22 protein-coding genes and 1 pseudogene are annotated in these 22,948 nt (G+C 65.6%); 17 read left to right on the top strand and 6 right to left on the bottom strand.

What is annotated here, in order from left to right; genetic code table 11:
- Positions 1 to 62: 62 nt before the first annotated feature.
- Genes Q9R30_RS05345 through Q9R30_RS05335 form a run of 3 tightly spaced genes read right to left on the bottom strand, consistent with a single transcriptional unit; the run spans position 63 to position 3,318 of the window.
- Positions 63 to 1,082 carry a transketolase C-terminal domain-containing protein gene (locus Q9R30_RS05345; RefSeq protein WP_311216984.1) on the bottom strand — a complete coding sequence of 340 codons (1,020 nt, stop codon included), beginning with the start codon at positions 1,080 to 1,082 and terminating at the stop codon, positions 63 to 65.
- Positions 1,079 to 1,981 carry a transketolase gene (locus tag Q9R30_RS05340; protein ID WP_311216983.1) on the bottom strand — a complete coding sequence of 301 codons (903 nt, stop codon included), beginning with the start codon at positions 1,979 to 1,981 and terminating at the stop codon, positions 1,079 to 1,081. The genes Q9R30_RS05345 and Q9R30_RS05340 overlap by 4 nt, the downstream gene beginning before the upstream one ends.
- Positions 1,981 to 3,318, bottom strand: a complete 1,338-nt coding sequence (locus Q9R30_RS05335) for an MFS transporter (RefSeq protein WP_311216982.1) — start codon at positions 3,316 to 3,318, stop codon at positions 1,981 to 1,983. Before Q9R30_RS05335 ends, Q9R30_RS05340 begins: the two co-directional genes overlap by 1 nt.
- 183 nt (positions 3,319 to 3,501) lie before the next feature.
- On the opposite strand from Q9R30_RS05335, the gene Q9R30_RS05330 reads away from it, so the two are divergent.
- From Q9R30_RS05330 to Q9R30_RS05290, 9 genes are all read left to right on the top strand, one after another.
- The gene (locus Q9R30_RS05330) at positions 3,502 to 4,326 is read left to right on the top strand and encodes a sugar phosphate isomerase/epimerase (RefSeq protein WP_311217091.1); all 825 of its coding nucleotides are present in this window, start codon (positions 3,502 to 3,504) and stop codon (positions 4,324 to 4,326) included.
- Between the two features lie 45 nt (positions 4,327 to 4,371).
- Positions 4,372 to 5,145, top strand: coding sequence for an SDR family NAD(P)-dependent oxidoreductase (locus tag Q9R30_RS05325; RefSeq protein ID WP_311216981.1), 774 nt, complete (start codon positions 4,372 to 4,374; stop codon positions 5,143 to 5,145).
- A gap of 62 nt (positions 5,146 to 5,207) precedes the next feature.
- Entirely contained in the window at positions 5,208 to 6,956 is a 1,749-nt protein-coding gene (locus Q9R30_RS05320; RefSeq protein WP_311216980.1) for a dihydroxyacetone kinase family protein, read from the top strand.
- Positions 6,953 to 7,444, top strand: a complete 492-nt coding sequence (locus Q9R30_RS05315) for an RpiB/LacA/LacB family sugar-phosphate isomerase (protein ID WP_311216979.1) — start codon at positions 6,953 to 6,955, stop codon at positions 7,442 to 7,444. Before Q9R30_RS05320 ends, Q9R30_RS05315 begins: the two co-directional genes overlap by 4 nt.
- A gap of 107 nt (positions 7,445 to 7,551) precedes the next feature.
- Entirely contained in the window at positions 7,552 to 8,265 is a 714-nt protein-coding gene (locus tag Q9R30_RS05310; protein ID WP_104996531.1) for a FadR/GntR family transcriptional regulator, read from the top strand.
- A 216-nt stretch (positions 8,266 to 8,481) separates the two neighbouring features.
- A complete protein-coding gene (locus Q9R30_RS05305) occupies positions 8,482 to 9,852 on the top strand; it encodes an MFS transporter (RefSeq protein ID WP_104996532.1) in 1,371 nt (456 codons plus the stop codon).
- A gap of 27 nt (positions 9,853 to 9,879) precedes the next feature.
- Positions 9,880 to 10,653, top strand: coding sequence for an SDR family NAD(P)-dependent oxidoreductase (locus Q9R30_RS05300; RefSeq protein WP_104996533.1), 774 nt, complete (start codon positions 9,880 to 9,882; stop codon positions 10,651 to 10,653).
- 123 nt (positions 10,654 to 10,776) lie between these two features.
- Complete coding sequence (locus tag Q9R30_RS05295) at positions 10,777 to 11,217, top strand: SRPBCC family protein (RefSeq protein ID WP_104999579.1); 441 nt, start codon at positions 10,777 to 10,779, stop codon at positions 11,215 to 11,217.
- Between the two features lie 226 nt (positions 11,218 to 11,443).
- Positions 11,444 to 12,196 carry a GAF and ANTAR domain-containing protein gene (locus Q9R30_RS05290; protein WP_311216978.1) on the top strand — a complete coding sequence of 251 codons (753 nt, stop codon included), beginning with the start codon at positions 11,444 to 11,446 and terminating at the stop codon, positions 12,194 to 12,196.
- Here the strand turns inward: Q9R30_RS05290 and Q9R30_RS05285 are convergent.
- Both Q9R30_RS05285 and Q9R30_RS05280 read right to left on the bottom strand, forming a co-directional pair.
- Positions 12,181 to 12,471 carry a hypothetical protein gene (locus Q9R30_RS05285; RefSeq protein ID WP_104996535.1) on the bottom strand — a complete coding sequence of 97 codons (291 nt, stop codon included), beginning with the start codon at positions 12,469 to 12,471 and terminating at the stop codon, positions 12,181 to 12,183. The genes Q9R30_RS05290 and Q9R30_RS05285 overlap by 16 nt on opposite strands.
- Before the next feature lie 205 nt (positions 12,472 to 12,676).
- Complete coding sequence (locus Q9R30_RS05280) at positions 12,677 to 13,528, bottom strand: helix-turn-helix transcriptional regulator (RefSeq protein WP_104996536.1); 852 nt, start codon at positions 13,526 to 13,528, stop codon at positions 12,677 to 12,679.
- Between the two features lie 75 nt (positions 13,529 to 13,603).
- Here Q9R30_RS05280 and ilvD point away from each other — a divergent pair, with 75 nt between their 5' ends.
- Positions 13,604 to 15,469, top strand: a complete 1,866-nt coding sequence (gene ilvD / locus Q9R30_RS05275) for a dihydroxy-acid dehydratase (RefSeq protein ID WP_311216977.1) — start codon at positions 13,604 to 13,606, stop codon at positions 15,467 to 15,469.
- Positions 15,470 to 15,709: 240 nt separating this feature from the next.
- Here ilvD and Q9R30_RS05270 read toward each other — a convergent pair whose 3' ends face one another.
- Positions 15,710 to 16,483, bottom strand: coding sequence for an FCD domain-containing protein (locus Q9R30_RS05270; protein WP_311216976.1), 774 nt, complete (start codon positions 16,481 to 16,483; stop codon positions 15,710 to 15,712).
- A gap of 141 nt (positions 16,484 to 16,624) precedes the next feature.
- Here Q9R30_RS05270 and Q9R30_RS05265 point away from each other — a divergent pair, with 141 nt between their 5' ends.
- The 7 genes and pseudogenes from Q9R30_RS05265 to Q9R30_RS05235 all read left to right on the top strand — a co-directional run.
- Positions 16,625 to 17,920 (top strand): ABC transporter substrate-binding protein, encoded by a 1,296-nt coding sequence (locus Q9R30_RS05265; protein ID WP_104996540.1) that lies wholly within the window; start codon positions 16,625 to 16,627, stop codon positions 17,918 to 17,920.
- A gap of 112 nt (positions 17,921 to 18,032) precedes the next feature.
- The gene (locus Q9R30_RS05260) at positions 18,033 to 18,986 is read left to right on the top strand and encodes a sugar ABC transporter permease (protein ID WP_311216975.1); all 954 of its coding nucleotides are present in this window, start codon (positions 18,033 to 18,035) and stop codon (positions 18,984 to 18,986) included.
- Complete coding sequence (locus Q9R30_RS05255; RefSeq protein ID WP_104996541.1) at positions 18,983 to 19,861, top strand: carbohydrate ABC transporter permease; 879 nt, start codon at positions 18,983 to 18,985, stop codon at positions 19,859 to 19,861. Before Q9R30_RS05260 ends, Q9R30_RS05255 begins: the two co-directional genes overlap by 4 nt.
- Positions 19,862 to 19,868: 7 nt before the next feature.
- The gene (gene dgoD, locus Q9R30_RS05250) at positions 19,869 to 21,017 is read left to right on the top strand and encodes a galactonate dehydratase (protein ID WP_104996542.1); all 1,149 of its coding nucleotides are present in this window, start codon (positions 19,869 to 19,871) and stop codon (positions 21,015 to 21,017) included.
- A gap of 53 nt (positions 21,018 to 21,070) precedes the next feature.
- Positions 21,071 to 21,742: a bifunctional 4-hydroxy-2-oxoglutarate aldolase/2-dehydro-3-deoxy-phosphogluconate aldolase gene (locus Q9R30_RS05245; protein WP_311216974.1), complete on the top strand. Its 672-nt coding sequence runs from the start codon at positions 21,071 to 21,073 to the stop codon at positions 21,740 to 21,742.
- Positions 21,739 to 22,728, top strand: a complete 990-nt coding sequence (locus tag Q9R30_RS05240; RefSeq protein ID WP_311216973.1) for a sugar kinase — start codon at positions 21,739 to 21,741, stop codon at positions 22,726 to 22,728. Before Q9R30_RS05245 ends, Q9R30_RS05240 begins: the two co-directional genes overlap by 4 nt.
- Before the next feature lie 67 nt (positions 22,729 to 22,795).
- Positions 22,796 to 22,948 (top strand): annotated as a pseudogene (locus Q9R30_RS05235) (bifunctional D-altronate/D-mannonate dehydratase); the annotation flags it as partial.

The raw sequence follows: 22,948 nt of genomic DNA, 5'->3' as shown, positions 1-22,948 counted from the left end.
ACGGCAGAAAGCACGGCGCCGGCCGGGTCCGGTGCCGTGCTTTCTTCGGTGCGGGGCGGATGCTAGCCGAGTTCGGCGAGGACCTTTGCCACGATGCGGTCCACGGCCAGGCCGTAGCGGTCGTGCAGGGTGGGCAGTGCGCCGGCGTCCAGGAACTGGTCCGGTAGTGCCACGGGCACCACGCGCTTGCCGAGCCCTGCTGTGACCACCGCGGAGGCGACGGTTTCGAACAGGCCGCCCACCACTGAGTGGTTCTCGAGGGTGACGGCGAGCCGGTCGGTGTTGATCTCGGCGAGGACGGTTTCGGCGTCGAACGGCTTGATGGTGGGGGTGTGCACGACGGCGACGTCCACGTTGTGTGCCGCCAGGGCCTTTGCTGCCTGCAGGGCCCGCATGGTCATCAGCCCGGAGGAGATGAAGACAACGTCGTTGCCGCCGCGCAGCACCTTGGCCTTGCCGAGTTCGAACGTGTAGCCGTACTCGTCCAGCACGGTGGGCACGTTGCCGCGCAGCAGGCGCAGGTACGTGGGGCCGTCGCTGGCAGCCAGTTGGGGGACCGCCTGTTCGATGTCCACCGAGTCGCACGGGTCCACGATGGTCAGGTTGGGCATGCCGCGGAAGATCGCCATGTCCTCGGTGGCCTGGTGGCTGGGCCCGTACCCGGTGGTCAGGCCGGGCAGGCCGCCCACGATGTTGACGTTCAGGTTCGGCTCGGCCGCGTCCAGGCACAGGAAGTCATAGGCGCGGCGTGCAGCGAACACCGAGTACGTGGACGCGAACGGCACGAGCCCGGTTTCGGCCAGGCCGGCGGCGGCACCGAAGAGCAGCTGCTCGGCCATGCCCATCTGGAAGAACCGTTCCGGGAAGGCCTTGGCGAAAATGTGCATGTCCGTGTACTTGCCCAGGTCCGCCGTCAGGCCAACGATCTTGTCATTTTCCTGGGCGGCCTTGACCAGCGCGTGCCCGAACGGGGCGGAGCTGGTTTTCTGGCCGGGGTCGGCGAAGGAGGCGATCATCGCCGAGGTCTTCAGCTTCGGCTTCGCCGCTGTTGCGGTGTCGGGGGCCTCGGTGGTGGTGCTCATGCTGAAGCCTTTCCTTCGTATCCGGCGGTGAGCTGCTCGCGGCAGATTTGCCATTCGTGTTCGTCGATACGCATGAAGTGTGCCTTCTCGCGCTCCTCCAGCAGCGGCACTCCGCGGCCCACCTTCGTGTCGCACAGGATCACCGAGGGACGTCCGACGGCGGCGGCCTGGGCCGCTGCATTGTCGAACGCCGCCAGCAGCGCGCCGACGTCGTTCCCGTCCACCCGCTGCGTGTACCAACCGAAGGACTCCCATTTCTCGGTCACCGGCTCGGTGCGGAGCACTGTGTCCGTCTTGCCGTCCGCCTGCAGGGCGTTGATGTCCACCATCGCGGTGAGGTTGCCCAGCTGGTGGTGGTGCGCACCCATGGCAGCCTCCCAGGTGGAGCCCTCGTCCAGTTCACCGTCGGAGAGGAAATTGAAGACGCGGGCGCTGGAGCCCTGATAGCGCAGGCCCAGGGCCATGCCCACGGCAATGGTGAGGCCGTGCCCCAGGGAGCCGCCCGAGATTTCCATTCCCGGCGTGTAGGTGGACATCCCGGACATCGGCAGCCGGGAATCATCCGAACCGTAGGTTTCCAGCTCTTCGACCGGGACGATCCCGGCCTCGGCGAGGGCGGCGTAGTGGCCAATTGCGTAGTGCCCGGTGGAAAGCAGGAACCTGTCCCTGGCCTCCCAGTGCGGATCCTCCGCCCGGAAGCGGAGCTGGTCTCCGTAGACCGTGGCCAGCATGTCCGCGGCTCCCAGGGCCTGGCCGACATAGCCCTGGCCCTGGACCTCGCCCATGTTCAGGGCATGGTGGCGGATGCGGTAGGCCGCGGCGCTGACCTGCGCCAACCGGTCCTGGACGATTCCTGCGGGCATTGCCGACTCCGTGTTCGATTCGTGGGTGATGGTCATTAGACAGTTACCGGATGCGGGGTGCTTTTGCTGGCCTCATCCGCCAGCTGGCGTTCGCGCTTGCCCCAGGTCTCCCTGGTGACGAGGGCGGCCCAGAGGCCGATGGCTGCGTAGAAGCTGAAGAGGAGCGCCGGGCCCATCCAGCCGAGGGCTACGAACAGCAGGGTGGTGACGAAGGGCGTGAAGCCGGAGACCATGGCTGAGATCTGGTAAGCCAGTGACGCTCCGGAGGAGCGGGTCTTGGCCTGGAACAGTTCCGGGAACCACGGGCCCTGGGCGCCGGCAAGCGAGTTCTGGCAGACGGCGTAGGAGATAACGATCGTGGCAATGACGAAGATGAACAGTCCGGTGTTCACCATCAGGAACATGGGAATGCCGAACAGGGCAGCGAAGGCTGTGGACCAGATGTACAGGGGCCGGCGGCCGATGCGGTCCGTGAGGCGGGCCCATGCCATGGTGGCGAAAATGCCGATGAACGAGGCGATGCAGAGGGCCACGAGGGTTTCGGTCTTGTTTGCGAGCTGCTGGGTGTGCAGGTAGGAAATCATGTACGTGACGGACACCGCGTAGCCTGCAGTCTCGGCGATGCGCAGGCCGATGCCGCGGACAATGCTCCGCCAGTCGGTCCTGATGACGTCGGTGATGGGCGACTTAACAATGGAGCCGCTCTCCTTGACCTCGTCGAAGACGGGGGACTCCGGCACCTTGGAGCGGATGATCAGGCCGACGGCCACCAGCACGATGCTTGCGAGGAACGGAACACGCCACGCCAGTTCACCGCCGAGGTTAACGCTGACCAGGAAGACGAGGTTGGCCAGGAGGAGGCCCACGGGGAAGCCTGCCTGCACAATGCCCGTGTACTTGCCCTTGGACTTCCAGGGCGCATGTTCGTAGCTCATGAGGATGGCGCCGCCCCATTCCGCGCCGAAGGCGAGGCCCTGCACGATGCGGACAAACACCAGCAACGCGGGAGCCAGCAGGCCAACCTGTTCGTAGGTGGGCAGCAGGCCGATAAGGAACGTGGCCACACCCATCAGGATCAGGGAAGCAACCAGGACGGGCTTGCGGCCCACCTTGTCACCGAGGTGGCCGCCGATGATGCCGCCGATGGGGCGGGCGGCGAAGCCGACGCCGAGGGTGGCGAATGCTGCGAGCGTTCCTGTTACGGGATCGCCTGTGGGGAAGAAGGCTGTTCCGAAATAAAGGGCCGCAGCGGTGCCGAAGCCGATGAAGTCGTAGGTTTCAATAACGGCGCCCACTCCGGAGCCGATGGCGACGCGCTTAGCATCCTTGGTGCCGTGAACGTGTCCACGCATTTTTAGAGCTTCGTTGCTCATGGTGTTTCCCTTTCGAAAAGCGGTCCGAGGGGGTTCGGCCGCTGTCGACTGTTAACAAATGATATCCCCAGTGTGACGTGCCTCATGCTGACTGTCAACAGTCAATGTTGGAAGTTGACTGTTAACAATGAAAGCCCTACAGTGATTCACATCACCACCCGCTCATCCAGAGGATCAACGACGATGTTCAACTCCCGGCTCGGCTGCTCATCCATCAGCTTCAGGCATCAGGACCTGCCGGCCGCCCTGCGGACCATCAGCGGCCTGGGCTTTGAAGAGATCGATCTCGGCGCCCTCCCCGGCGTATGCGATCACGTCCCGTACAACCTGGACGCACCTGCCGTTGAGGCGGTAACAGCCGAGGTTGCCGCCTCCGGGCTGCGGGTCCGTTCCGTCAACGGGGATATCGGTGACCTCAATGCCGTACTCGACGCCGGACAGCAGGCAGCCCGCGAGCGGCACCTGGAGGCGCTGCTGACCCTCACGCGGAATACCGGCGCGAAGGCGCTCGTCCTCCCGTGCGGTGCCCTCAGCCACGAACCTGTCCGGAGCCTTGGGGAGGACCTGGACCTTATTGCCGCCCAGCTCACCCACGCGGGTCAGCGCGCGGCGGAGTTCGGCGTCGAACTCTGGACAGAGTCCCTGCATTTCCTGCGCTTCTGCTGGAACCTCGAACGCGCGGAAGTGCTGGCACAGCGGCTGGCGGGCACCGGCGTCGGAATTGTCATGGACTTCAGCCATCTCGTCGCCGCCGGCGAAGACCCGCTGGAGTACCTCGAACGGCGCAAGGGCAGTATTTCCCACGTCCATCTCCGGGATGCCGTGCCGGGCAACATCAACCTCAGCATCGGCAACGGCAACGCCGATTTCGCCGCAGGGCTGCGCCGCCTTGCGGCGGACGGCTACGGGGGGCACTTCTCGCTGGAACTCGAAACCAGGGACGTCACCCACGACGAACGCCCCGCAGCGGCAGCCAAAGCCGCGAGCTTCATCACTGACCTCATCTGACCATCGACACCCACTTCAACAATCCAAACGATTCAAGGGAGCATCATGACCACCATCCAGCGCACCGCCGTACTCACCGGGGCAACCTCGGACCGGGGCATCGGCATCACCACCGCCCGCCGCTACGCACGCCAGGGCTGGGCGGTGGTGATCCTGGACCTCGATGGCGAGAAGTCCGCCAAGGTCGCCGCCGAAATCGGCAATGAATTCAACGTCCCCGCCTTCGGCCACGAGATCGACGTCGCCAACGAAGCGTCCGTCACCGCAGCCCAGGCCGCCGTCGCCGCCGAGGTCGCTTCCGGCAACCTTCCGCCGGTAGGCGCGCTGGCCAACATCGCCGGCATCACCTCGCCTGTCCCGTTCCTGGAAACCACCCTTGAGCTCTGGCACAAGGTCATGGATGTCAACGCCACCGGCACGTACCTGGTCACCAAGGCATTCCTGCCGGACATGATCAGCAACGGCTGGGGACGCATCGTGAACATGTCCTCGGTCTCCGCCCAGCGGGGCGGCGGCGTGTTCGGCAAGGTTCCCTACTCCGCCGCGAAGGCCGCCATCCTGGGCTTCACCAAGGCACTGGCCCGCGAGCTCGGCACCAACGGTGTGACCGTCAACGCCATCACCCCCGGCGCCGTGGACACCAACATCCGCGTGGGCAGCACCGAGGAGCAGGAGGCCGCCATCAATGCCGGCATCCCGCTGGGCCGGAACGCCACCACTGAGGAAGTTGCCGCGGTGATCACGTTCCTTTCCTCCGAGGACTCGGCCTACCTCACCGGCACCACCATCGACATCAACGGCGGCAGCCACATCCACTAGGGAGCCATATCCACCCAGCGAACCCTTAGTCCCGCCCAGGAACCCACGGCAGAGAGCACATCATGACAAAAATCTTCAACGATCCCTCGGAATTTGCCGAGGAGGCCCTGGCGGGGTTCTGCGACGTCCACGGGGACCTGGTGCGCCAGGTCCCCGGCGGCGCCGTGCGGCGCTTCCGGCCCCCGCAGCCCAAGGTTGCCGTCCTCGCGGGCGGCGGGTCGGGACACTACCCGGCCTTCGCCGGCATCATCGGACCGGGATTTGCAGACGGCGCAGTGGTGGGCAACATCTTCACGTCCCCTTCGGCGCAGCAGGCGTACGCCGTGGCGAAGGCGGCTGAGTCCGGCGCAGGCGTTGTGTTTACGTACGGTAACTATGCCGGCGACGTCATGAACTTCGGCATGGCCAGCGAGCGCCTGGCTGCAGAGGGCATTGCCGTGGAGAACGTCCTGGTGACTGACGACATCGCCAGCGCACCGCCGTCGGAATCCGCCAAGCGCCGCGGCATCGCCGGTGACTTTACCGTCTTCAAGGTGATGGGGGCCGCAGCCGAGGCCGGCGCGGACCTCGCCGAAGTGGCACGCCTGGGCCGCAAGGCCAATGACCGGACCCGCACCATCGGCAGCGCGTTCTCCGGCTGCACCTTCCCGGGCGCGGAATCGCCGCTGTTCTCCCTGCCCGACGGGCAGATGGGGCTGGGCCTGGGCATACACGGCGAGCCGGGACTGTTCGACACCGCGCTGCCGTCCGCAAAGGAGCTTGGCCGTGAACTGGTGGCACGCGTGCTCGCTGAAACGCCGCCCGGCGCCGGCGAACGGATGGCGGTCATCCTCAACGGGCTCGGCTCCACCAAGCACGAGGAGCTCTTCGTTCTCTGGGGCACCGTGGCGCCGCTGCTCCGCGCCGCAGGGTACACCTTGGTGATGCCCGAAGTCGGGGAACTCGTCACCAGCCTCGACATGGCCGGGGTATCGCTCACTGTCACCTGGCTGGACGAGGAACTGGAACCGCTGTGGCTTGCCCCGGCGGAAACACCCGCCTACCGCCGTGGCAACGCGGTCCGGGAGGCCGGCACCGTGGCGGCCGGAGGAACGTCCGACGACGATGCGGCTTCTGCCCCGTTTGTTGCCACCGACGCCTCCCGGCAGTTTGCCGCTGCGGGCTTTGCCGCGCTGGAAGCCACGCAGTCCCTCCTGCACGACGCAGAGGAGCGGCTCGGCAGGATGGACGCCATTGCCGGAGACGGTGACCACGGGCGCGGCATGGTGCGCGGGATCGACGCCGCTGCCGCGGCTGCATCCGCTGCCCTCGGGCAGGGCGCCGGAGCGGGCGATGTGCTGGCAGCCGCCGGTGATGCCTGGGCCGACAAGGCGGGCGGAACGTCCGGCGTCCTGTGGGGAGCCGGATTGCGGGCTTTTGGCGAATCCCTGGGAAACAGTTCAGCGCCGGAACCCGGGCAGCTGGCAGCGGCGGTCAGGGCATTCGCGGACCGGATCGTGCAGCTGGGGAAGGCGGAGGCAGGCGACAAGACCATGGTGGACGCGTTGCTGCCGTGCGCCTCTTCCTTCGCCGGGCTGGTGGCAGCAGGCGTGGAACCGGGCCGGGCGTGGGAGGACGCGGCCCGCGCCGCGACGGCGGCCGCCGAGGCGACAGCCGGCCTGCTGCCGCTCAAGGGCCGCGCCCGCCCTTTGGCGGAAAAGAGCCTGGGCGCACCGGATCCCGGAGCAACCTCGCTGGCCATGATCTTCACCGTCATGGGCCCGCACCTCACCGCCGCCGTATCCAGCGAATCTGTGGGAGCACGGCAATGAATACTGAAGGACGAACCATGGGACTGAGACTTGTTGTAGGCGCGGACGAAGCGGGAGTCGACTACAAGGACAAGGTCCTTGAGGACCTCCGGCAGGATCCCAGGGTCAGTGAAGTGATCGACATTGGCGTCAACCGGTCCGATGCTCCGAATGACTTCACCAGGCCGTATCCGTACGTGGGAATCGCGGCGGGCGAAATGATCAGGGATGGCGTCGCGGACCGGGCCATCCTCTTCTGCGGCACCGGAATCGGCGTGGCTATCGCGGCGAACAAGGTGGAAGGAATCAGGGCCACCGCCGCCCACGATTCCTTCTCCGTGGAACGCTCCATCCTCTCCAACGACTGCCAGGTCCTCACCATGGGCCAGCGCGTGGTGGGCATCGAACTCGCCCGCCGGCTGGCCAAAGAGTGGATCGGTTACACCTTCGATCCGGCCTCCGCGTCTGCGGGAAAGGTCAAGGTCCTCACGGACTTCGAGGCCTGCTAAGCCCTGCCCTGCTGCAGGAAACAGGCCACGATGGTGATCAGGGCGGCAATCGACAGTAAAGTTTAGAGGGCCCGCACCAGCGGGCAACGCCAAAGGCAGGAGCCAGGATGGGCCGCAGGACACTCGTTGACGATCTCGTCGACGGCCTGCTTGACGACATCCTGGCGGGCAAGCTGAAACCGCACGATGCCATCCCTCCCGAAGGGGACATAGCAAAGGCCTACGACGTCAGCAGGCTCACGGTCCGCGAGGCCCTCAAGGCGCTGAGGGCGCAGAACATCCTTTACGTCAAGGCGGGGCGCGGAACCTTCGTGAACCCGTCGGACAACTGGACCGGGCTGGACGCGATCTTCAAGGCCGCCTCGCATGGAAACGGCGCGGACCAGGTGTCGGTGGGGCTGATCGAAATGCGGCGCATGGTGGAAACAGGTGCGGCGTCCCTGGCGGCCAAGCGCCATACTCCCGAGCATGCCCGGCAAATGGCGCAGTGCATCGCGGATATGAAGCGCTTCCAGGAGGCCGGGGACCTGGACCGTTTCGTCGAAGCCGATATCGCGTTCCACGATGCTGTGCTCAGGGCCTCCGGGAATCCCTTCGTGCGGGCCCTCTTCGCGCAGTTGGGACAACTGCTCTACATGACCCGGCGCGAGACCTCGGCCGTGCCCGAGATCCAGCTTCACGCGATTGAGTACCACCAGAAGGTCATGGAGAGCATCGTCAGTGGTGACGCCGAACTTTCCCGCCGGGTCATGGATGACCATATGGAGCAGACGTACCGCGATTACGAGCGCTACGTCCAGCACCCCGAACCGCAGGGCTAGGTCGCTGGCGCCCCCGCCCCGGCGATGCGCCATCCACGGTGGGCGGCGCCCCTTTCCACTCGGCTTGACGTAATCCGGATCACCCTTCTATGATCTTTCTCATGTTGCTTCGTCAGATGTCAGACATCAGACCCAATAGGCAGCAGAAGGAATATCCCCATTTCCCTCGGACGCGCCGCCCCCAACGCGCCGCGTCCGCCAGATAGAAGGTCGACGATGACTTCACTCTCCATGCCGTCCGCAGGACTGGGCGAACTCGGCGAGCGCACGCTCCGCAAGGTCCGCCGCCGCGTCATGCCGCTGATTGTCCTGCTTTACTTCATTGCCTACCTTGACCGCAATAACGTAGGTTTCGCCAAACTCACCATGAGCGAGGACATCGGCCTCACCGCCGCTGCCTACGGCCTTGGCGCCGGCATCTTCTTCCTCGGCTACGCCCTGCTGGAAGTTCCCAGCAATGCTGGAATGTACCGCTTCGGCGCCCGCAAGTGGCTGGCCAGGATCCTTATCACGTGGGGCATCTTTGCCACCGCCATGGCGCTGGTCAACGGCGAAAGCACCTACTACATCATCCGCTTCCTGCTGGGTGCAGCCGAGGCCGGGTTCTTCCCCGCGATCCTCTTCTACCTGACCCTGTGGTTCCCCGCCGCCCAGCGCGTCACCGTCCTGGGAATCTTCATCCTGGCGCAGCCCATTTCCAACGCACTCGGCGCCCCGGTCTCCGGCCTGCTGCTGCAGATGGACGGCATCATGGGACTCCACGGCTGGCAGTGGCTCTACATCATCGAGGGCATCCCCGCCATTCTGCTTGGCCTGCTGACCCCGATGCTGATGACCGACCGTCCCCGTGACGCCAAATGGCTCAACACTGAAGAACGCGAATGGCTCGCCACCACCATGGACGCCGAGCTTGCCGCCAAATCCAAGGTCGGCAGCCACAACTTCCTGGCCGGCCTCAAGGACAAGCGCACGCTGACCTACTCGGCCCTGTACTTCGGCCTGGTCTGCGGCATCTACGGCCTGGGCCTCTGGATGCCCACCATCGTGGCCGCCCTTGGCAAGTTCTCCACCACCGAGGTGGGCTTCATTGTCCTCATTCCGTACTCCATTGCCGCAGTCTTTGTGTACTTCTGGAGCCGGCGGGCGGACCGCACGGGCAAGCGCGCCTGGCACTCCTCCGTCAGCATGGTGCTGGCCGGCATGGGCCTGCTGGCCGCGGGCTACCTGCTCCCGGTCAACCCCATCCTTGCCCTCATCGCCCTGACCGCTGCGGCGATGGGCATCTACGGCGCTATTGCACCGTTCCTGTCCATGCCGTCCGCCGCGCTCACCGGAGCAGCTGCTGCCTCCGGACTGGCGCTGGTGAACTCCCTTGGCAACCTCGGCGGCTTTGTGGCCCCGTACGCCGTGGGCCTGCTCAAGGACGCCACCGGCAACAACCAGAGCGGCCTGCTCTTCCTGTCCTTCTGCCTGTGCGTCACGGCAGTGGCCACATACTTCTACGCCCGGAAGCGGCCTGAGGGCGACGCCGCCCTGGACCCCGCAGTTGCCGCTGCGGCAGAAGTCAACGCAGCCAAAGTCTCCTGACCCCGAACCCTGACGAAAGATACACCTGTGACAACCACCCCATTTCCCGCTGAACGAACCGTCGTACTGACCGGGGCTGCCTCTGCCCGCGGCATCGGCCGGGCCACGGCGGACCTGATGGCCAGCGAGGGCTGGTCCATCGCGATCCTCGACATCAACGCCGAAGATGCCAAAGACGCGGCTGCGGAGATCGGATCCAACCGTGCAGTGAAGGCCATTGGAGTCGGCGCGGATGTTTCCGACGCGGCCTCCGTGGACCGGGCCATTAGCGAAATCGAAGACTCGCTGCCGCCGATCGTTGCCCTCGCCAACCTTGCAGGCATCAGCTCGCCCACAACCTTCATGGAAACCAGCGTGGAGGAGTGGGACAAGGTATTCGCGATCAACATGCGCGGAACGTTTATCGTGTCCCAGCGAGTCCTCAAGGGAATGATTGAGCGCAAGCTTGGACGCATCGTGAGCATTTCCTCGATTTCCGCCCAGCGCGGCGGCGGCACCTACTCCAAGGTGGCCTACAGCGCCTCCAAGGCCGGAATCATCGGCTTCACCAGGGCCCTTGCCCGTGAAGTGGGGGAGTTCGGCGTTACCGTCAATGCGATCGCACCGGGTCCCATCGACACAGACATCATGGGCGGCACCCTCACCGAGGAACGCAAGGCCCAGATGTCCGAGGGCATCATGATGGGAAGGGTGGGTACCCGCGAGGAAGTGGCCGCCCTCATTTCCTTCCTGCTCGGGAAGGACGCTGGCTACATCACCGCAGCGACCTACGACATCAACGGCGGCCTGCAGGTCAGCTGACCGCACAACCGTGATTCACGGCAGCAGCGCCCCGGCGGGTTCCGTCCGGTGCGCTGCTGCCGTTCCCGTGCGTGGGCACCGGAGGGCTGGGCTTCCCGGTTGCCTGTTTCCTACACTGGGGTGATGATCACAGTCACCGGAAGTGTGGAAACCAAACTGTCCGCTGAGAAGGCCTTTGCCTTCCTGAGCGCGTTCGAGAACACCAGTGAGTGGGACCCCAACACTCCGGTGATGGAAAAACTGACGCCAGGCCCGGTTGCGGTGGGGCACCGGTACCACGCCGAGTCCGAATTCCGTGGCAAGCGCCAGTCACTGGAGTACGAGGTCATCGAGCTGACGGAGAACCACATCAAGCTCCGTGGCGAGAACAAATCCGTCACGGCCTTCGACTCCATTGACGTGAGTCCCGCCGCCCAGGGGTCTGTAGTGAAATACACCGCGGAGTTCAGCATCAAAGGGCCTGCCAAAATCGTCCAGCCGCTCCTGAAGCCTGCCTTTATGTCCCTGCGGGACCCGGCGCTGAACGGGATACGGGACACGCTCAACGCCTTGGCCGCCGCCTAGGCTTACACCGTTACACCGTTACACCGTTACACCGTTACACCGTCAGCCGGCGGCCTTCGCAGACTCACCAAACACTGTGACATTCCCGGTGCGCGGGCATGCGTCTGTCATGGTGGACACATTATGACTATCCCGCGGGTAGGCTGGGATGACCGTTCGGCAGTGAGCGGCCAAGGCGTTCTTTAATGGACTACATGGCCTTTGTGCTGTTCGGGAGGGGGAAGCAGTGGCTCACGCCGAAGCCGCGAATGACGAGGTTTTCACTGACGTCGCGCTGCATCTTCAGGACCTGGTGCTGGACAGCCCCGATGTTGACCAGTTCCTTCAGGACCTGGCCAGCTATGCCGCGGGACGGTTCAGCAGCCCTGGCCGGGAAATTTTCTGCGGAGTCGCCGTCGAAAGGCACAAGAAGGCCACGGCCATCGCCGGCAGCGATCCCTGCATCCGCATCCTCGACCAGTTCCAGGACAAGGACGGCGACGGTCCAGGCGTCACCGCCATGCGCACCTCGGACACGGTCCTGGTCGCCGATGTGAGCCAGGAAAAGCGGTGGCCCGCGTATGCGAGTGCCCTTTCCAGGGAGGGACTGTTCTCCGCAGTGAGCGTTCCGCTCGCGCTGGGCGAAGACATCCGTGGGGCACTCAGCCTGTACTGCGGGCAGCTGCAGGCATTCAGCAGCGAAGACATTGCCGCTGCCCGGGCCTTCTCCGGCCAGGTTTCAAAAAGCCTGCGGCTGGCCCTGCGGATCGGCAAGTTGCAGGACACCAGGGACAGCATGAGCGAGGCCATGAAATCGCGGACCGTGATCGACCTGGCCACAGGCGCCATCATGGCCCAAAGCCATTGCAGCCAGCACCAGGCGTTCAGCGTGCTGCTGCAGGCATCCAACACACGGAACATGAAGCTCAAGGACGTTGCCGCAACCGTGGTTGCGTCAATCCCCGGCAGTTCCGGAATCTCGACCTACTTCGACGAGTAGGGTTCCTGCGAGTCGCTGCGTGCCAGGGCCAGCAGGGAGTCACTGAACGGCGCCCGGGACAGCAGTCCCGCTGCAGCACAATGCTCATTGACAGCCTGGGCCAAAGTGTCCCGGTCCTTTGGAGGAAGGGTTGCCAGCCCAGCGCTGTAGTCCCGGATTTCCTCCTCGGAAGCGTCGCCGCCGATGGCCAGGTGTTCCAGCCACAACTGCCCCATGTCCAGGCCGTGCTCCCGTATCACTGCGCCGGTCAGGGCCTGCTGGTCCGCTGCGTCCACCGTTCCGTCCTTTCCTGGAAAGACTTTTGTCCCCAGTGGGGGTTCGGAGCGGCGGCGCTGCCGGATGGGCGGGGCGGTGACTCTTTTTCCTAAGCCCGGCAAATGCGGTGGGATTCCTGGAACCGTCCGTGTGGAATGGAAGCACGACGACGGCGCGTTCCACCTCGAGGCGACGGTACCTGGGGGAGTGGAGGCCGGCGTCGTACTAGCTGCCCACGGCCAGGAGCCGCTGGATCTGCTCAGCGGCGTCGCTTTCCGGCGCCGGAGTGTAGACCACAAGATGGAGGTCGGGCCGGTCCGAGGGCGAGACCTGGTGGTGTTCCAGCCTGAGGACGCCCACCGACGGGTGGTGGAACAGCCGCTCGCGGGATTCGAAGCCCAGGATGTCGTACCGGTCCCAGCCCTCCTTGAATTCCGGACTCGTGTCCTTGAGCCGCTCCACCTGGTAGGCCACGTCCGGATCGCCGAGCCGCTGCCCGGCTTCTGCCCGGAATTCGGCAAGGAACCGCCTGCTGGTGACGTCCCAGTCGGGGAGCAGTTCACGGACATACGGGTCGGTGAAAACCAGCCACAGCAGGTTCCGTTCCGGGGCGGCCACGTTGGCGATGTTGGGGTACAGCGCGGCGTAGGCCCTGTTCCAGCCCGTGACGCTCCAGTCCGGGGCGAGCGCAAAGGCCGGGTTCGGGCCCAGGGCGTCGAGGAGCCGCTGGATGTGGGCTGGAGCGTCGGCAGCCGCCGGGCCTGCGGACACCGGCGCGGAATAGCCCGCGAGGGACAGGACGTAGGAGCGGCCGGTCTCCGAGAGGTGGAGGGTCCGGGCCACGGATTCCAGGACTTCCCGCGAGGGCCTGATCTCGCGGCCCTGCTCGAGCCACGTGTACCAAGTGACGCTCACGCCGGAAAGGAAGGCCACTTCCTCCCGCCGCAGCCCCCGTTCCCGCCGGCGGGCCACGGGCGGCAGGCCGTACTCCGACCGCAGTGCCTGGTCGCGACGTGCCCGCAGGAAAAGACCGAGTTCCTTGCGCTTTTCGCCTGCCTCTTTCACGACATCCAACACTAGTACTCTGGTACTGCTGCTACTAGTATCAACACTGTCTTCCGCCCGCGCGCCCGGAACGGCAGGATCGGTAGCATGCCTCCTCTTCGTTCACGTACTGTCACCCACGGCCGCAACATGGCCGGCGCCCGCGCACTGCTGCGCGCCTCCGGCGTCGCCAACACGGACATCGGCAAGCCGATCATCGCCGTGGCCAACTCCTTCACCGAATTCGTCCCGGGCCACACCCACCTCGCCCCCGTGGGCCGGATCGTCTCCGACGCGATCCTCGCCGCCGGCGCCGTGCCGCGCGAGTTCAACACCATTGCCGTGGACGACGGCATTGCGATGGGCCACAGCGGCATGCTCTACTCGCTGCCATCGCGCGACCTGATCGCCGACTCCGTGGAGTACATGGTCAACGCCCACTGCGCCGACGCCCTGGTCTGCATCTCCAACTGCGACAAGATCACCCCCGGCATGCTCATGGCGGCGCTGCGCCTGAACATCCCCGTGGTCTTCGTTTCCGGCGGACCCATGGAGGCGGGCCGCGTGACCCTGACTGACGGGTCCGTGCGCTCCCTGGACCTGGTGAACGCGATCGCCGACGCCGTGGACGAGTCCATCTCCGATGAAGACATCAACCTCATCGAAGAGAACGCCTGCCCTACCTGCGGTTCCTGCTCCGGCATGTTCACCGCCAACTCCATGAACTGCCTCACCGAGGCCATCGGCCTGTCCCTGCCGGGCAACGGCTCCGTACTGGCCACCCACACCGCGCGCAAGGCGCTGTACGAGAAGGCCGGCAGCACCGTCGTCGAGCTGGTGAAGCGCTATTACGACGGCGACGACGACTCCGTGCTGCCGCGCTCCATCGCCACCGCCAAGGCATTCGACAACGCCATGGCGCTGGATATTTCCATGGGCGGTTCCACCAACACCATCCTGCACCTGCTGGCCGCGGCCCAGGAGGCAGGCGTGGATTATGGACTGGCGGAGATGGATGCCAAGTCCCGCAAGGTGCCCTGTTTGGCAAAGGTGGCCCCGAACGTCGCCAAGGACAAGACCTACTACATGGAGGATGTGCACCGCGCCGGCGGCATCCCTGCCCTGCTGGGCGAGCTGAACCGCGGCGGCCTGCTGCACAAGGACGTCCACTCCGTGCACTCCGCCGACCTGGACGGCTGGCTGGACGACTGGGACATCCGCGGCGGCAAGGCAACCGAAGAAGCGAAGGCCCTGTGGCACGCGGCTCCCGGCGGCGTCCGCTCTTCCACCGCGTTCTCCCAGTCGAACGAGTGGACCTCCCTGGACACCGACGCCGCGGAAGGCTGCATCCGCTCCGTGGAACACGCCTACTCCAAGGACGGCGGGCTGGCCGTGCTCCGCGGCAACGTGGCCATCGACGGCGCCGTGGTGAAGACCGCCGGCGTGGACGAGTCGATCTGGACCTTCTCCGGCCCAGCCGTGGTGTGCGAGTCCCAGGACGAGGCCGTGGAAAAGATCCTCAACAAGACCGTCAAGGAAGGCGACGTAGTGGTCATCCGCTACGAAGGCCCCCGTGGCGGTCCGGGCATGCAGGAAATGCTCTACCCGACGTCGTTCCTCAAGGGCCGCGGCCTGGGCAAGAAGTGCGCCCTGATTACGGACGGCCGCTTCTCCGGCGGCACCTCCGGCCTCTCGATCGGCCACATCTCCCCGGAGGCCGCCTCCGGCGGCACTATCGCCCTGGTGGAGAACGGCGACATCATCAGCATCGACATCTCTCAGCGCTCAATGCAGCTGGAGGTCTCCGACGAGGTCCTTGCCGAGCGTCGCGAGAAACTGGAAGCCAATGGCGGTTACAAGGCCAAGAACCGGGACCGCCTGGTGTCCCCGGCCCTGCGCGCCTACGCCGCCATGGCTCTGTCTGCAGACAAGGGTGCGGTGCGGGATGTCTCGCTGGTGGAGAACCTCGTTTAGGCCCTCCTGGGTTCTGGGGCGTCTTTACGGCTGGAAAGGTTGGCTAGTGTGGAAGCGCGCGAAGCCGGCGTGGAGGTCGTGGACGAGGACGGATCCGGTCCACGGGCACATGAACCTCGCCGCGGGCATGCCCGAAGCATTGCCTGCGCTGGAATTCCTTGTGAAATGGGCTGGCTTCGGCCAAGGGGCGGTGAGCCTCGGCGTAAAGCGCCCGAAGCGCGCTTGCCTTGCGGGGCTCCCCTAGGTGTGGGCGATGTCCGCCGGAGGGGCCAGCGGAGCGTTGCCCGCCCCGCCCTGGCTGCTTGACCAGATCTGGCCCATTTCTTCGGTGGACTGCTCCACAATCCTGCTCATCGCTGCGTGCGCTGCGCCCGCCTCGCCGCGCTGGATCGCGCTGGCCAGATCCACATGCAGCTGCAGGGCCTCGTGGTGCGGCAGGTGGGGCATCAGGCCATGCTCTGTCCGGCCCGTGAGGACCTCTGCCACAAGGTTTTGCAGCTGGGAAAACATTGCATTGCCGGAAGCTTTGAGTATTGCGGCATGGAACTCCACGTCCAGCCGGAGGAATTCCTCCTGGTCTCCGCGCTGGCCGGCGGCCCACAGCCTGGCCGCAAGGGAGACGAGTTCGCTGCCGGCATCCCAGGAGGCCCGTTCGGCGGCGAGGCGTGCAGCCTGCGGTTCGATGGCTCCGCGAAGTTCATTAAGGGACTGCAACTGCTCCAGCCGGCGGGCGGAAGCAAGGCGCCAGCGGATCACTTGCGGATCGTAGAGATTCCAGCACTCCTCAGGCTGCACAACTGTCCCAAACCGCCGCCGGGATTCCAGCATGCCCTTTGATGACAGCACCCGGGCCGCTTCACGGACCACGGACCGGGACACGTTGTGCTGCCCCTCCAGCTCATCAAGCCGCAGGACGGAATGTGGGGCCCAGCGCCCATCGGCAATGCCGAGCCCCAGGCTTTCGACCAGCGCGGCATGCAGGTCGGTAGGAGACTCCGCCTTTGGGGTTTTCATAAATAAATCATACGGCTCACTGGCAAGGGGTTGTCTAAGTCTGCCTTATTTCCATATGATCGCTTCCAAGGCAGATGTAAAGATGCATTTGTAGGGCGGCTGGACAGTGATGTCAGTCCTCAGAAAGCAAAGGGAGTCGTAATGAAGCGACGTTCAATCGTGAAGTACGCGGCAGTCGCCGCAGCACTTTCGCTGGGGCTGACCGCCTGCAGCGGGGGCGGCGGCAGCACGGACGCCAAGGAATCAGGCACGGTGCGGGTGACGCTGGCCAACCACGTCTGGACCGAAGGCATCAAGGCAGCCATTCCCGACTTCGAGAAGTCCAGCGGGCTCAAGGTGGAACTTACTCAGCTCGGCGAAGACCAGCTCTCGGACCAGTACAACGTCAAGCTCAACGCGGGCAGCGATGAGATCGACGTGATGATGTACCGCCCGCTCCAGGAAGGCAAGGCGTTCGCCAAGAACGGCTACCTTGCCGACCTGACCGAAAAGGTGTCCTCCGATTCCGGTTGGGACTGGAAGGACTACCAGGAAGGCCCGGTCAAGGCCACCACCGCCGACGGCAAGGTCGTCGGCGTTCCGATCATCACCGAGCGCGAGGTCCTCTACTACCGCAAGGACCTGCTGCAGGCCGCCGGCCTCCAGGTTCCCAAGACGATGGAGGAGCTCGAAGCGGCAGCCAAGGCCATCAAGGCGTCCAACCCCGACATTGCCGGCTTCGTGGCCCGCACCGGCAAGTCCGCGGCCGTCACCCAGTTCTCCAGCTTCCTTTACAGCTTCGGTGGCGACTTTACGGACGCCAGCGGAAAGTCTGCAGTCAACTCGGATGCAGCGAAGAAGGCCTACGGGTACTACGGCGGCCTGATCAGGAACTACGGCCCCGCCAATGTCAGCACCGACATGAGCTGGCCCGAGGCGATGGCAATCTTCACCCAGGGCAAGGCCGCCTTCTACACTGAGGCGGACTCGCTCTACAAGAACGCCACTGACCCGGCCAAGTCCAAGGTTGCGGACAAGGTCGGGTTCGCGCCACTGCCCGCAGGTCCTGCAGGGTCCAAGCCCTACAACATCCCGTCCTGGGGCCTTGCCGTCAACGAGGCGTCCAGCAACCAGGACAACGCGTGGAAATTCATCCAGTGGGCCACGGGCAAGGAACGCACCCTGGCCGCGCAGAAGGCCGGTGTCCCCGGACCCAGGACTTCCGTCTGGTCCAACGCCGAGGGAACCTCCACCTACCCCAAGGACCTCGCCGAAGCCATCGCTGTCAGCGCGAAAAACGGTGTTGGCCACGACCGTCCCCAGGTTGTCACCGTGGGCAAGGCCAGGGAAATCGTGGGCGAGCCCATCGTAGCCAGCATCACCGGCGCCGACCCCGCCGCCGCGGCTGACTCAGCCCACGAAGCCTTCCAGAAGTTCCTGGACGGCGAAAAGAAGTAACGCAGCAGGCGCCTGCGCTGCGTCCATCGCAGCCAGCACCACAGCCCGGCGGGACGGCAGACCCTGTCGCCGTCCCGCCGCGGACCGCTCCCCCCAACTCCTTAGGTGAACCATGTCCGTAACGAACGCTCCCCGCAGCGCTCCCGCCCGCAGCGCCGGCCGCCCTCCCAGCCTTGGGGGGAACGTCTCCGCCTGGTCCAACCGGCACCGCAAATGGCTCTTTGCGGCCCCTGCGATGATCTTCGTCGGCGTTCTGATTGTCTTCCCGCTGGTGTGGACCCTGTACCTGAGCCTCACCGATTCGCAGGGCTCGGTGCGCGCCGCCACGGAGTTCATCGGCCTTCAGAACTACCTCACTGTCCTCACTGACACCGAACGCTTCTGGCCTGCAGTGGGCCGCACGCTGACCTTCACGGGTGTCGCGCTGGTCTGCGAGGTTGTGCTCGGCATGGGCATCGCTCTGCTCCTATGGCGTCCCTTCCGCGGTGAAAAGTGGGTCCGCGTGGCCATCCTGCTTCCGCTGGTGGCCACCCCGGTTGCCGTCGGCATGATGTGGCGGCTGATCTTCGATCCCAACATCGGCTTCGCCAACCAGCTGCTGGGAATGATCGGCATTCCGCCGCAGCCCTGGCTTTCCGGCCAGGACACGGCCCTGGGCACAACCATCTTCATGGACGTCTGGCAGTGGACCCCCATGGTGGTGCTGATCCTCCTGGCCGGGCTGACGTCCCTCTCCGATGAACCTGACGAGGCTGCCCGGGTGGATGGCGCGAACGCCTTCCAGCGCTTCTTCTACATCACGCTGCCCCTCATGATGCCCACCGTGATCGTTGCCATCCTGCTCCGCGGCATCGACGCCCTGAAGACCTTCGACATCCTGTACGCCACCAAGGGCAAAGGCGGCGGCTCCTTCAACGAAGTGGAAACCCTGAACGTCTATGCCTACGGGCTGAGCTTCGACTACAACCAGTACGGGCTGTCCTCCGCCGTCTTGATCCTGTTCTTCATGATCATCATCGGCTCCATGTGGCTGCTGACCATGCGCAAGAAAGCGGTAAGCAAATGACCGTCCTGACCCCAACCCAAACAGCCGGAAAGCCCCAGGTGCTTCACCGCCGCCGGAAGCCCCTGTCCGTCAGGCTCTACAAGGTCTTCCGGGTTGCAGCCCTCATTGCCGTGGTGGTGTTCCTCCTCGCCCCGCTGTTCTGGATGTTCCTTGCCTCCCTCAAGACCAACGTGGACATCTATGACACCGGCAAGGCCCTGTTCTTCACGCCCACCGGCGAGAACTACGCCAACGTCCTGCAGCGGAACAACTACTTCGTCTTCATTTTCAACAGCTTCTGGGTGGCCTTCGTTTCCACCGCACTGTCCATTGTGCTCGGAGTGCCTGCCGCATACGCGATGAGCCGCTTCACGATGCACCGCTCCGCCCTCGTGGTCCTGATGGCCCGCGTGATTCCCGGCGTGTCACTGCTGGTGCCCTGGTACTACGTGTTCTCCAACCTGCGGATGGTGGGCCGTTTCGAGGTGCTTATCCTCAGCCACATGTTCGTTGCCCTGCCGCTGATCGTCTACATCATGATGAGCTACTTCGATTCACTGCCGTTGGAGCTGGAGGAGTCCGCCCAGGTGGACGGCCTCACCCCGATCGGCGCGTTCCGCCTCATCACGCTGCCGCTGTCCGTCGCGGGGATCGCCACGGCCGGGATCCTCTCGTTCATCTTTTCCTGGAACAACTTCATGTTCGCACTGGTGCTCTCCGGCTCCAGCACCAAGACGCTGCCCGTGGCCATCTTCGACTTTGTGTCCTACGCCAGCATCGACTGGGGCGGGCTGATGGCGGCTGCCACCGTGGTCACCATCCCGATCATGATCATTGCGCTCTTCACGCAGAAGTACATCGTTTCCGGCCTCACCGCCGGCGCGACCAAGGGCTAGGGAACAGATGACGTTCATCAGCAGGATTGAAACCTTCCTCGTCGCGCCGCGCTGGCTCTTCGTCCGGATCGAGACGGACAGCGGAATTGTCGGCTGGGGAGAGGCAACATGCGAAGGCCGCAGCGAGACGGTGCGCACCGCCGTCGAGCAGCTCGCCGAACTCCTGATCGGCAACGACGCACTGCGGATCGAGGACCACTGGCAGGTGATGACCAAAGGGTCCTTCTACCGCGGCGGCCCCATCCTCGCCAGCGCCGTCTCGGGCCTGGACCAGGCGCTCTGGGATATCGCCGGCAAGCACTTCAACACCCCCGTGCACCAGCTGCTGGGCGGCCACGTCCGGGACCGCATCCGGATGTACGGGTGGGTGGGCGGCGACGAACCCAACGAGGTGGCCGACCAGATCAGTGCCCAGCTGGAGGTGGGCCTCACCGCGGTGAAGATGAATGCCAGCGGCCGGATGAGCCCGATCGCCTCGGTGGCCGAGCTCGACGGCGTTGTCCGCCGGGTGGCCGCCGCCCGCGAAGTCCTGGGTGAGCACCGGGACGTTGCAGTGGACTTCCACGGCCGCTTCAGCCTCGCCAACGCCCGCCGCGTGGCGCCGCTGCTGGAACCGTACCGGCCTTTCTTCCTCGAAGAGCCCGTGGTCCCCGAGAACACGCACCTGCTGCGCGAGTTCACGTCGTCCACTACCACGCCGGTCTCCTCGGGCGAGCGGCTCTACAGCCGGCAGGAATTCCTGCCGGCGCTGCAGGCCGGCATCGCCGTGGCCCAGCCGGACCTCTCCCACGCGGGCGGCATCACGGAGGTCCGCAAGATCGCCTCGCTTGCCGAGGTCTATGAAGTCCAGCTGGCGCCGCACTGCCCGTTGGGCCCGCTGGCACTCGCCGCATGCCTCCAGGTGGGCTTCGCGACACCCAACTTCCTGATCCAGGAACAGAGCATCGGCATCCACTACAACAAGGGTGCCGAGGTCCTGGACTACGTGGTGGACAAAACGCCACTGAAGTTTGTGGACGGCCACATCGAGCGGCTCACCGGACCCGGCCTGGGCATTGAGATCGACGAAGCCGTGGTCCGGGCCGCGGACAAGCGCGGACACGCCTGGCGGGGCCCGGTCTGGCGGCAGCCGGACGGCGCGTTCGCAGAATGGTGACGGCCCGGACTGCGGGCACGGACACGGACACCCCTCAAAAGGAGAATCCCGGCATGGAAAACACCCTGACCCCCGAGGCCCTGCTGGCCGGGGTGCGCCAGGCCAGGCTGGTGGCGATCGTGCGCGGCACGGACGGCGCGGCCACGGGGAGGGCGGCCCTCGCTGCGATGGAGGAAGGCTTCAAGTACGTTGAAATCGCCCTGACGACGCCGGGAGCGCTCACCGCGATCAGCCAGGTTCGCGCCGCTGCACCCGCCGGGTGCTTCGTGGGCGCCGGGACCGTGCTGACAAAGCAGGACGCGGAAAACGTCGAGTCGGCGGGCGGCCAGTTTGTGGTCACCCCGTCACTCGCCCCCTCCATTGAGGCGGCGGCCGGGCGGGGGATCGCCGTCCTGGCCGGGGCCCTCACTCCGAGCGAGGCATTCGAGGCGATGAACCGCGGCGCCACGGCAGTCAAGCTTTTTCCCGCCTCCATCGGCGGGCCCGGTTACCTCAAGGCGCTGCGCGATCCGTTCCCGGACATCCCGTTCATCGCAGTGGGCGGCGTCGGGCTCGGGGAAGCCGCCGGATACTGGGGAGCCGGGGCCATCGCGGTCGGGCTGGGAGGGCCGCTGTTCGGCGATGCCGGATCCGGGGGCGACCTTGCGCCGATGCGCGGACGCGCGCGCCGCTTTGTTGCCCTTGCCGCGGAGTACAACGACCGGGCCGCCGAGGGCCTGCGGTGACTGCCGCCGTCGAACGGCCTTCCGTGGACCTCCTGACCTTCGGCGAGTCCATGGTCTCCCTGCGCTCCGCCGGGCCGCTGTCCGCCGGCGGCGCCCTGACCATGCACGTTGCCGGCGCCGAGTCGAACGTGGCCGTCGGCCTTGCACGGCTCGGGCACAGCGTCACCTGGGCCGGCGTGGTGGGTGCCGATCCGCACGGCGAGTTCATCCTCCGCCAGCTCCGTGCCGAGGGGGTCCGGCTGGAGCACCGCGAGGTCGCTGCCCGACGGACCGGGGTGATGTTCCTTGAACAACGCACCGCCGACGTGACCCGCGCCTTCTACTACCGCTCCGGCTCGGCAGGATCAACGCTGTGCCCGGAGGACCTGGAACAGGCCCTCAGCGCGGGCGCCCGCATCCTCCACCTGACCGGCATCACGGCCGCCCTCAGCCCGGAGTCACGGAAGGCAGTGGAATATGCTGCCGAACAAGCCGCCGGCGCCGGGGCAGTGGTGTCCTTCGACGTCAACTACCGCAGCAAGCTTTGGTCCCGGGAAGAGGCGCGGAAAGTGCTGGCACCGCTGGTGCGGCACGCCGGCATCCTGATCGCTTCCGACGACGAACTTGGCCTGGTTGCCGCCGCACCGGACAGTGCACCAGGGACGGACACCAGTGAATCGGCGATGGTTGCCGAAATCCTTGGGCTAGGAGTCCGCGAAGTTGTGGTCAAGCGGGGCGCGGCCGGCGCCAGCGTCCACACCCCGGAGGGCCGGTGGGACGCCCCGGCCGTCCCGGTGACCAGCATCGACACGGTGGGAGCCGGCGACGCCTTCACCGCCGGCTACCTGTCCGCCCTGCTTGACGGCGCCGACGTGGCCGGCCGCCTGCAGCGCGGCGTGCTCACCGGAGCCTTCGCCGTCAGCACTGCGGGCGACTGGGAAGGCCTTCCCGGCCGTGCGGAGCTCGCCCTGCTGGGAACCACTCCCAGCGGAGCCACGCAACGTTGACCCCTTCGCGGTCCACCCCTGCCCGCTTAACCCGCCGCTTTATCGATTAAGAAAGCCTGGATCTTTTGTGAAAATCATTGCTGCTGATGTGTTTGTGACCAGTCCCTCCCGTAATTTTGTGACGCTTCGGATTACTACGGAGGATGGTGTGACCGGTATTGGTGATGCGACGCTGAACGGGCGTGAGCTCGCCGTCGCCGCCTATCTCAAAGAACACGTT

It is taken from the genome of Arthrobacter sp. AB6, assembly GCF_031844545.1.
Taxonomy (GTDB): Bacteria; Actinomycetota; Actinomycetes; order Actinomycetales; family Micrococcaceae; genus Arthrobacter.
The sequence above is the reverse complement of the archived record's forward strand: the minus strand, read 5'-3'. Positions and strand labels throughout refer to the sequence as shown.

What these genes read in the sequence shown, in the direction of transcription:
- Q9R30_RS05345 (WP_311216984.1), bottom strand. Translation starts at nt 1,082, where the DNA reads ATGAGCACCACCACCGAGGCCCCCGACACCGCAACAGCGGCGAAGCCG.
- Q9R30_RS05340 (WP_311216983.1), bottom strand. Translation starts at nt 1,981, where the DNA reads ATGACCATCACCCACGAATCGAACACGGAGTCGGCAATGCCCGCAGGA.
- Q9R30_RS05335 (WP_311216982.1), bottom strand. Translation starts at nt 3,318, where the DNA reads ATGAGCAACGAAGCTCTAAAAATGCGTGGACACGTTCACGGCACCAAG.
- Q9R30_RS05330 (WP_311217091.1), top strand. Translation starts at nt 3,502, where the DNA reads ATGTTCAACTCCCGGCTCGGCTGCTCATCCATCAGCTTCAGGCATCAG.
- Q9R30_RS05325 (WP_311216981.1), top strand. Translation starts at nt 4,372, where the DNA reads ATGACCACCATCCAGCGCACCGCCGTACTCACCGGGGCAACCTCGGAC.
- Q9R30_RS05320 (WP_311216980.1), top strand. Translation starts at nt 5,208, where the DNA reads ATGACAAAAATCTTCAACGATCCCTCGGAATTTGCCGAGGAGGCCCTG.
- Q9R30_RS05315 (WP_311216979.1), top strand. Translation starts at nt 6,953, where the DNA reads ATGAATACTGAAGGACGAACCATGGGACTGAGACTTGTTGTAGGCGCG.
- Q9R30_RS05310 (WP_104996531.1), top strand. Translation starts at nt 7,552, where the DNA reads ATGGGCCGCAGGACACTCGTTGACGATCTCGTCGACGGCCTGCTTGAC.
- Q9R30_RS05305 (WP_104996532.1), top strand. Translation starts at nt 8,482, where the DNA reads ATGACTTCACTCTCCATGCCGTCCGCAGGACTGGGCGAACTCGGCGAG.
- Q9R30_RS05295 (WP_104999579.1), top strand. Translation starts at nt 10,777, where the DNA reads ATGATCACAGTCACCGGAAGTGTGGAAACCAAACTGTCCGCTGAGAAG.
- ilvD (WP_311216977.1), top strand. Translation starts at nt 13,604, where the DNA reads ATGCCTCCTCTTCGTTCACGTACTGTCACCCACGGCCGCAACATGGCC.
- Q9R30_RS05270 (WP_311216976.1), bottom strand. Translation starts at nt 16,483, where the DNA reads ATGAAAACCCCAAAGGCGGAGTCTCCTACCGACCTGCATGCCGCGCTG.
- Q9R30_RS05265 (WP_104996540.1), top strand. Translation starts at nt 16,625, where the DNA reads ATGAAGCGACGTTCAATCGTGAAGTACGCGGCAGTCGCCGCAGCACTT.
- Q9R30_RS05260 (WP_311216975.1), top strand. Translation starts at nt 18,033, where the DNA reads ATGTCCGTAACGAACGCTCCCCGCAGCGCTCCCGCCCGCAGCGCCGGC.
- Q9R30_RS05255 (WP_104996541.1), top strand. Translation starts at nt 18,983, where the DNA reads ATGACCGTCCTGACCCCAACCCAAACAGCCGGAAAGCCCCAGGTGCTT.
- dgoD (WP_104996542.1), top strand. Translation starts at nt 19,869, where the DNA reads ATGACGTTCATCAGCAGGATTGAAACCTTCCTCGTCGCGCCGCGCTGG.
- Q9R30_RS05245 (WP_311216974.1), top strand. Translation starts at nt 21,071, where the DNA reads ATGGAAAACACCCTGACCCCCGAGGCCCTGCTGGCCGGGGTGCGCCAG.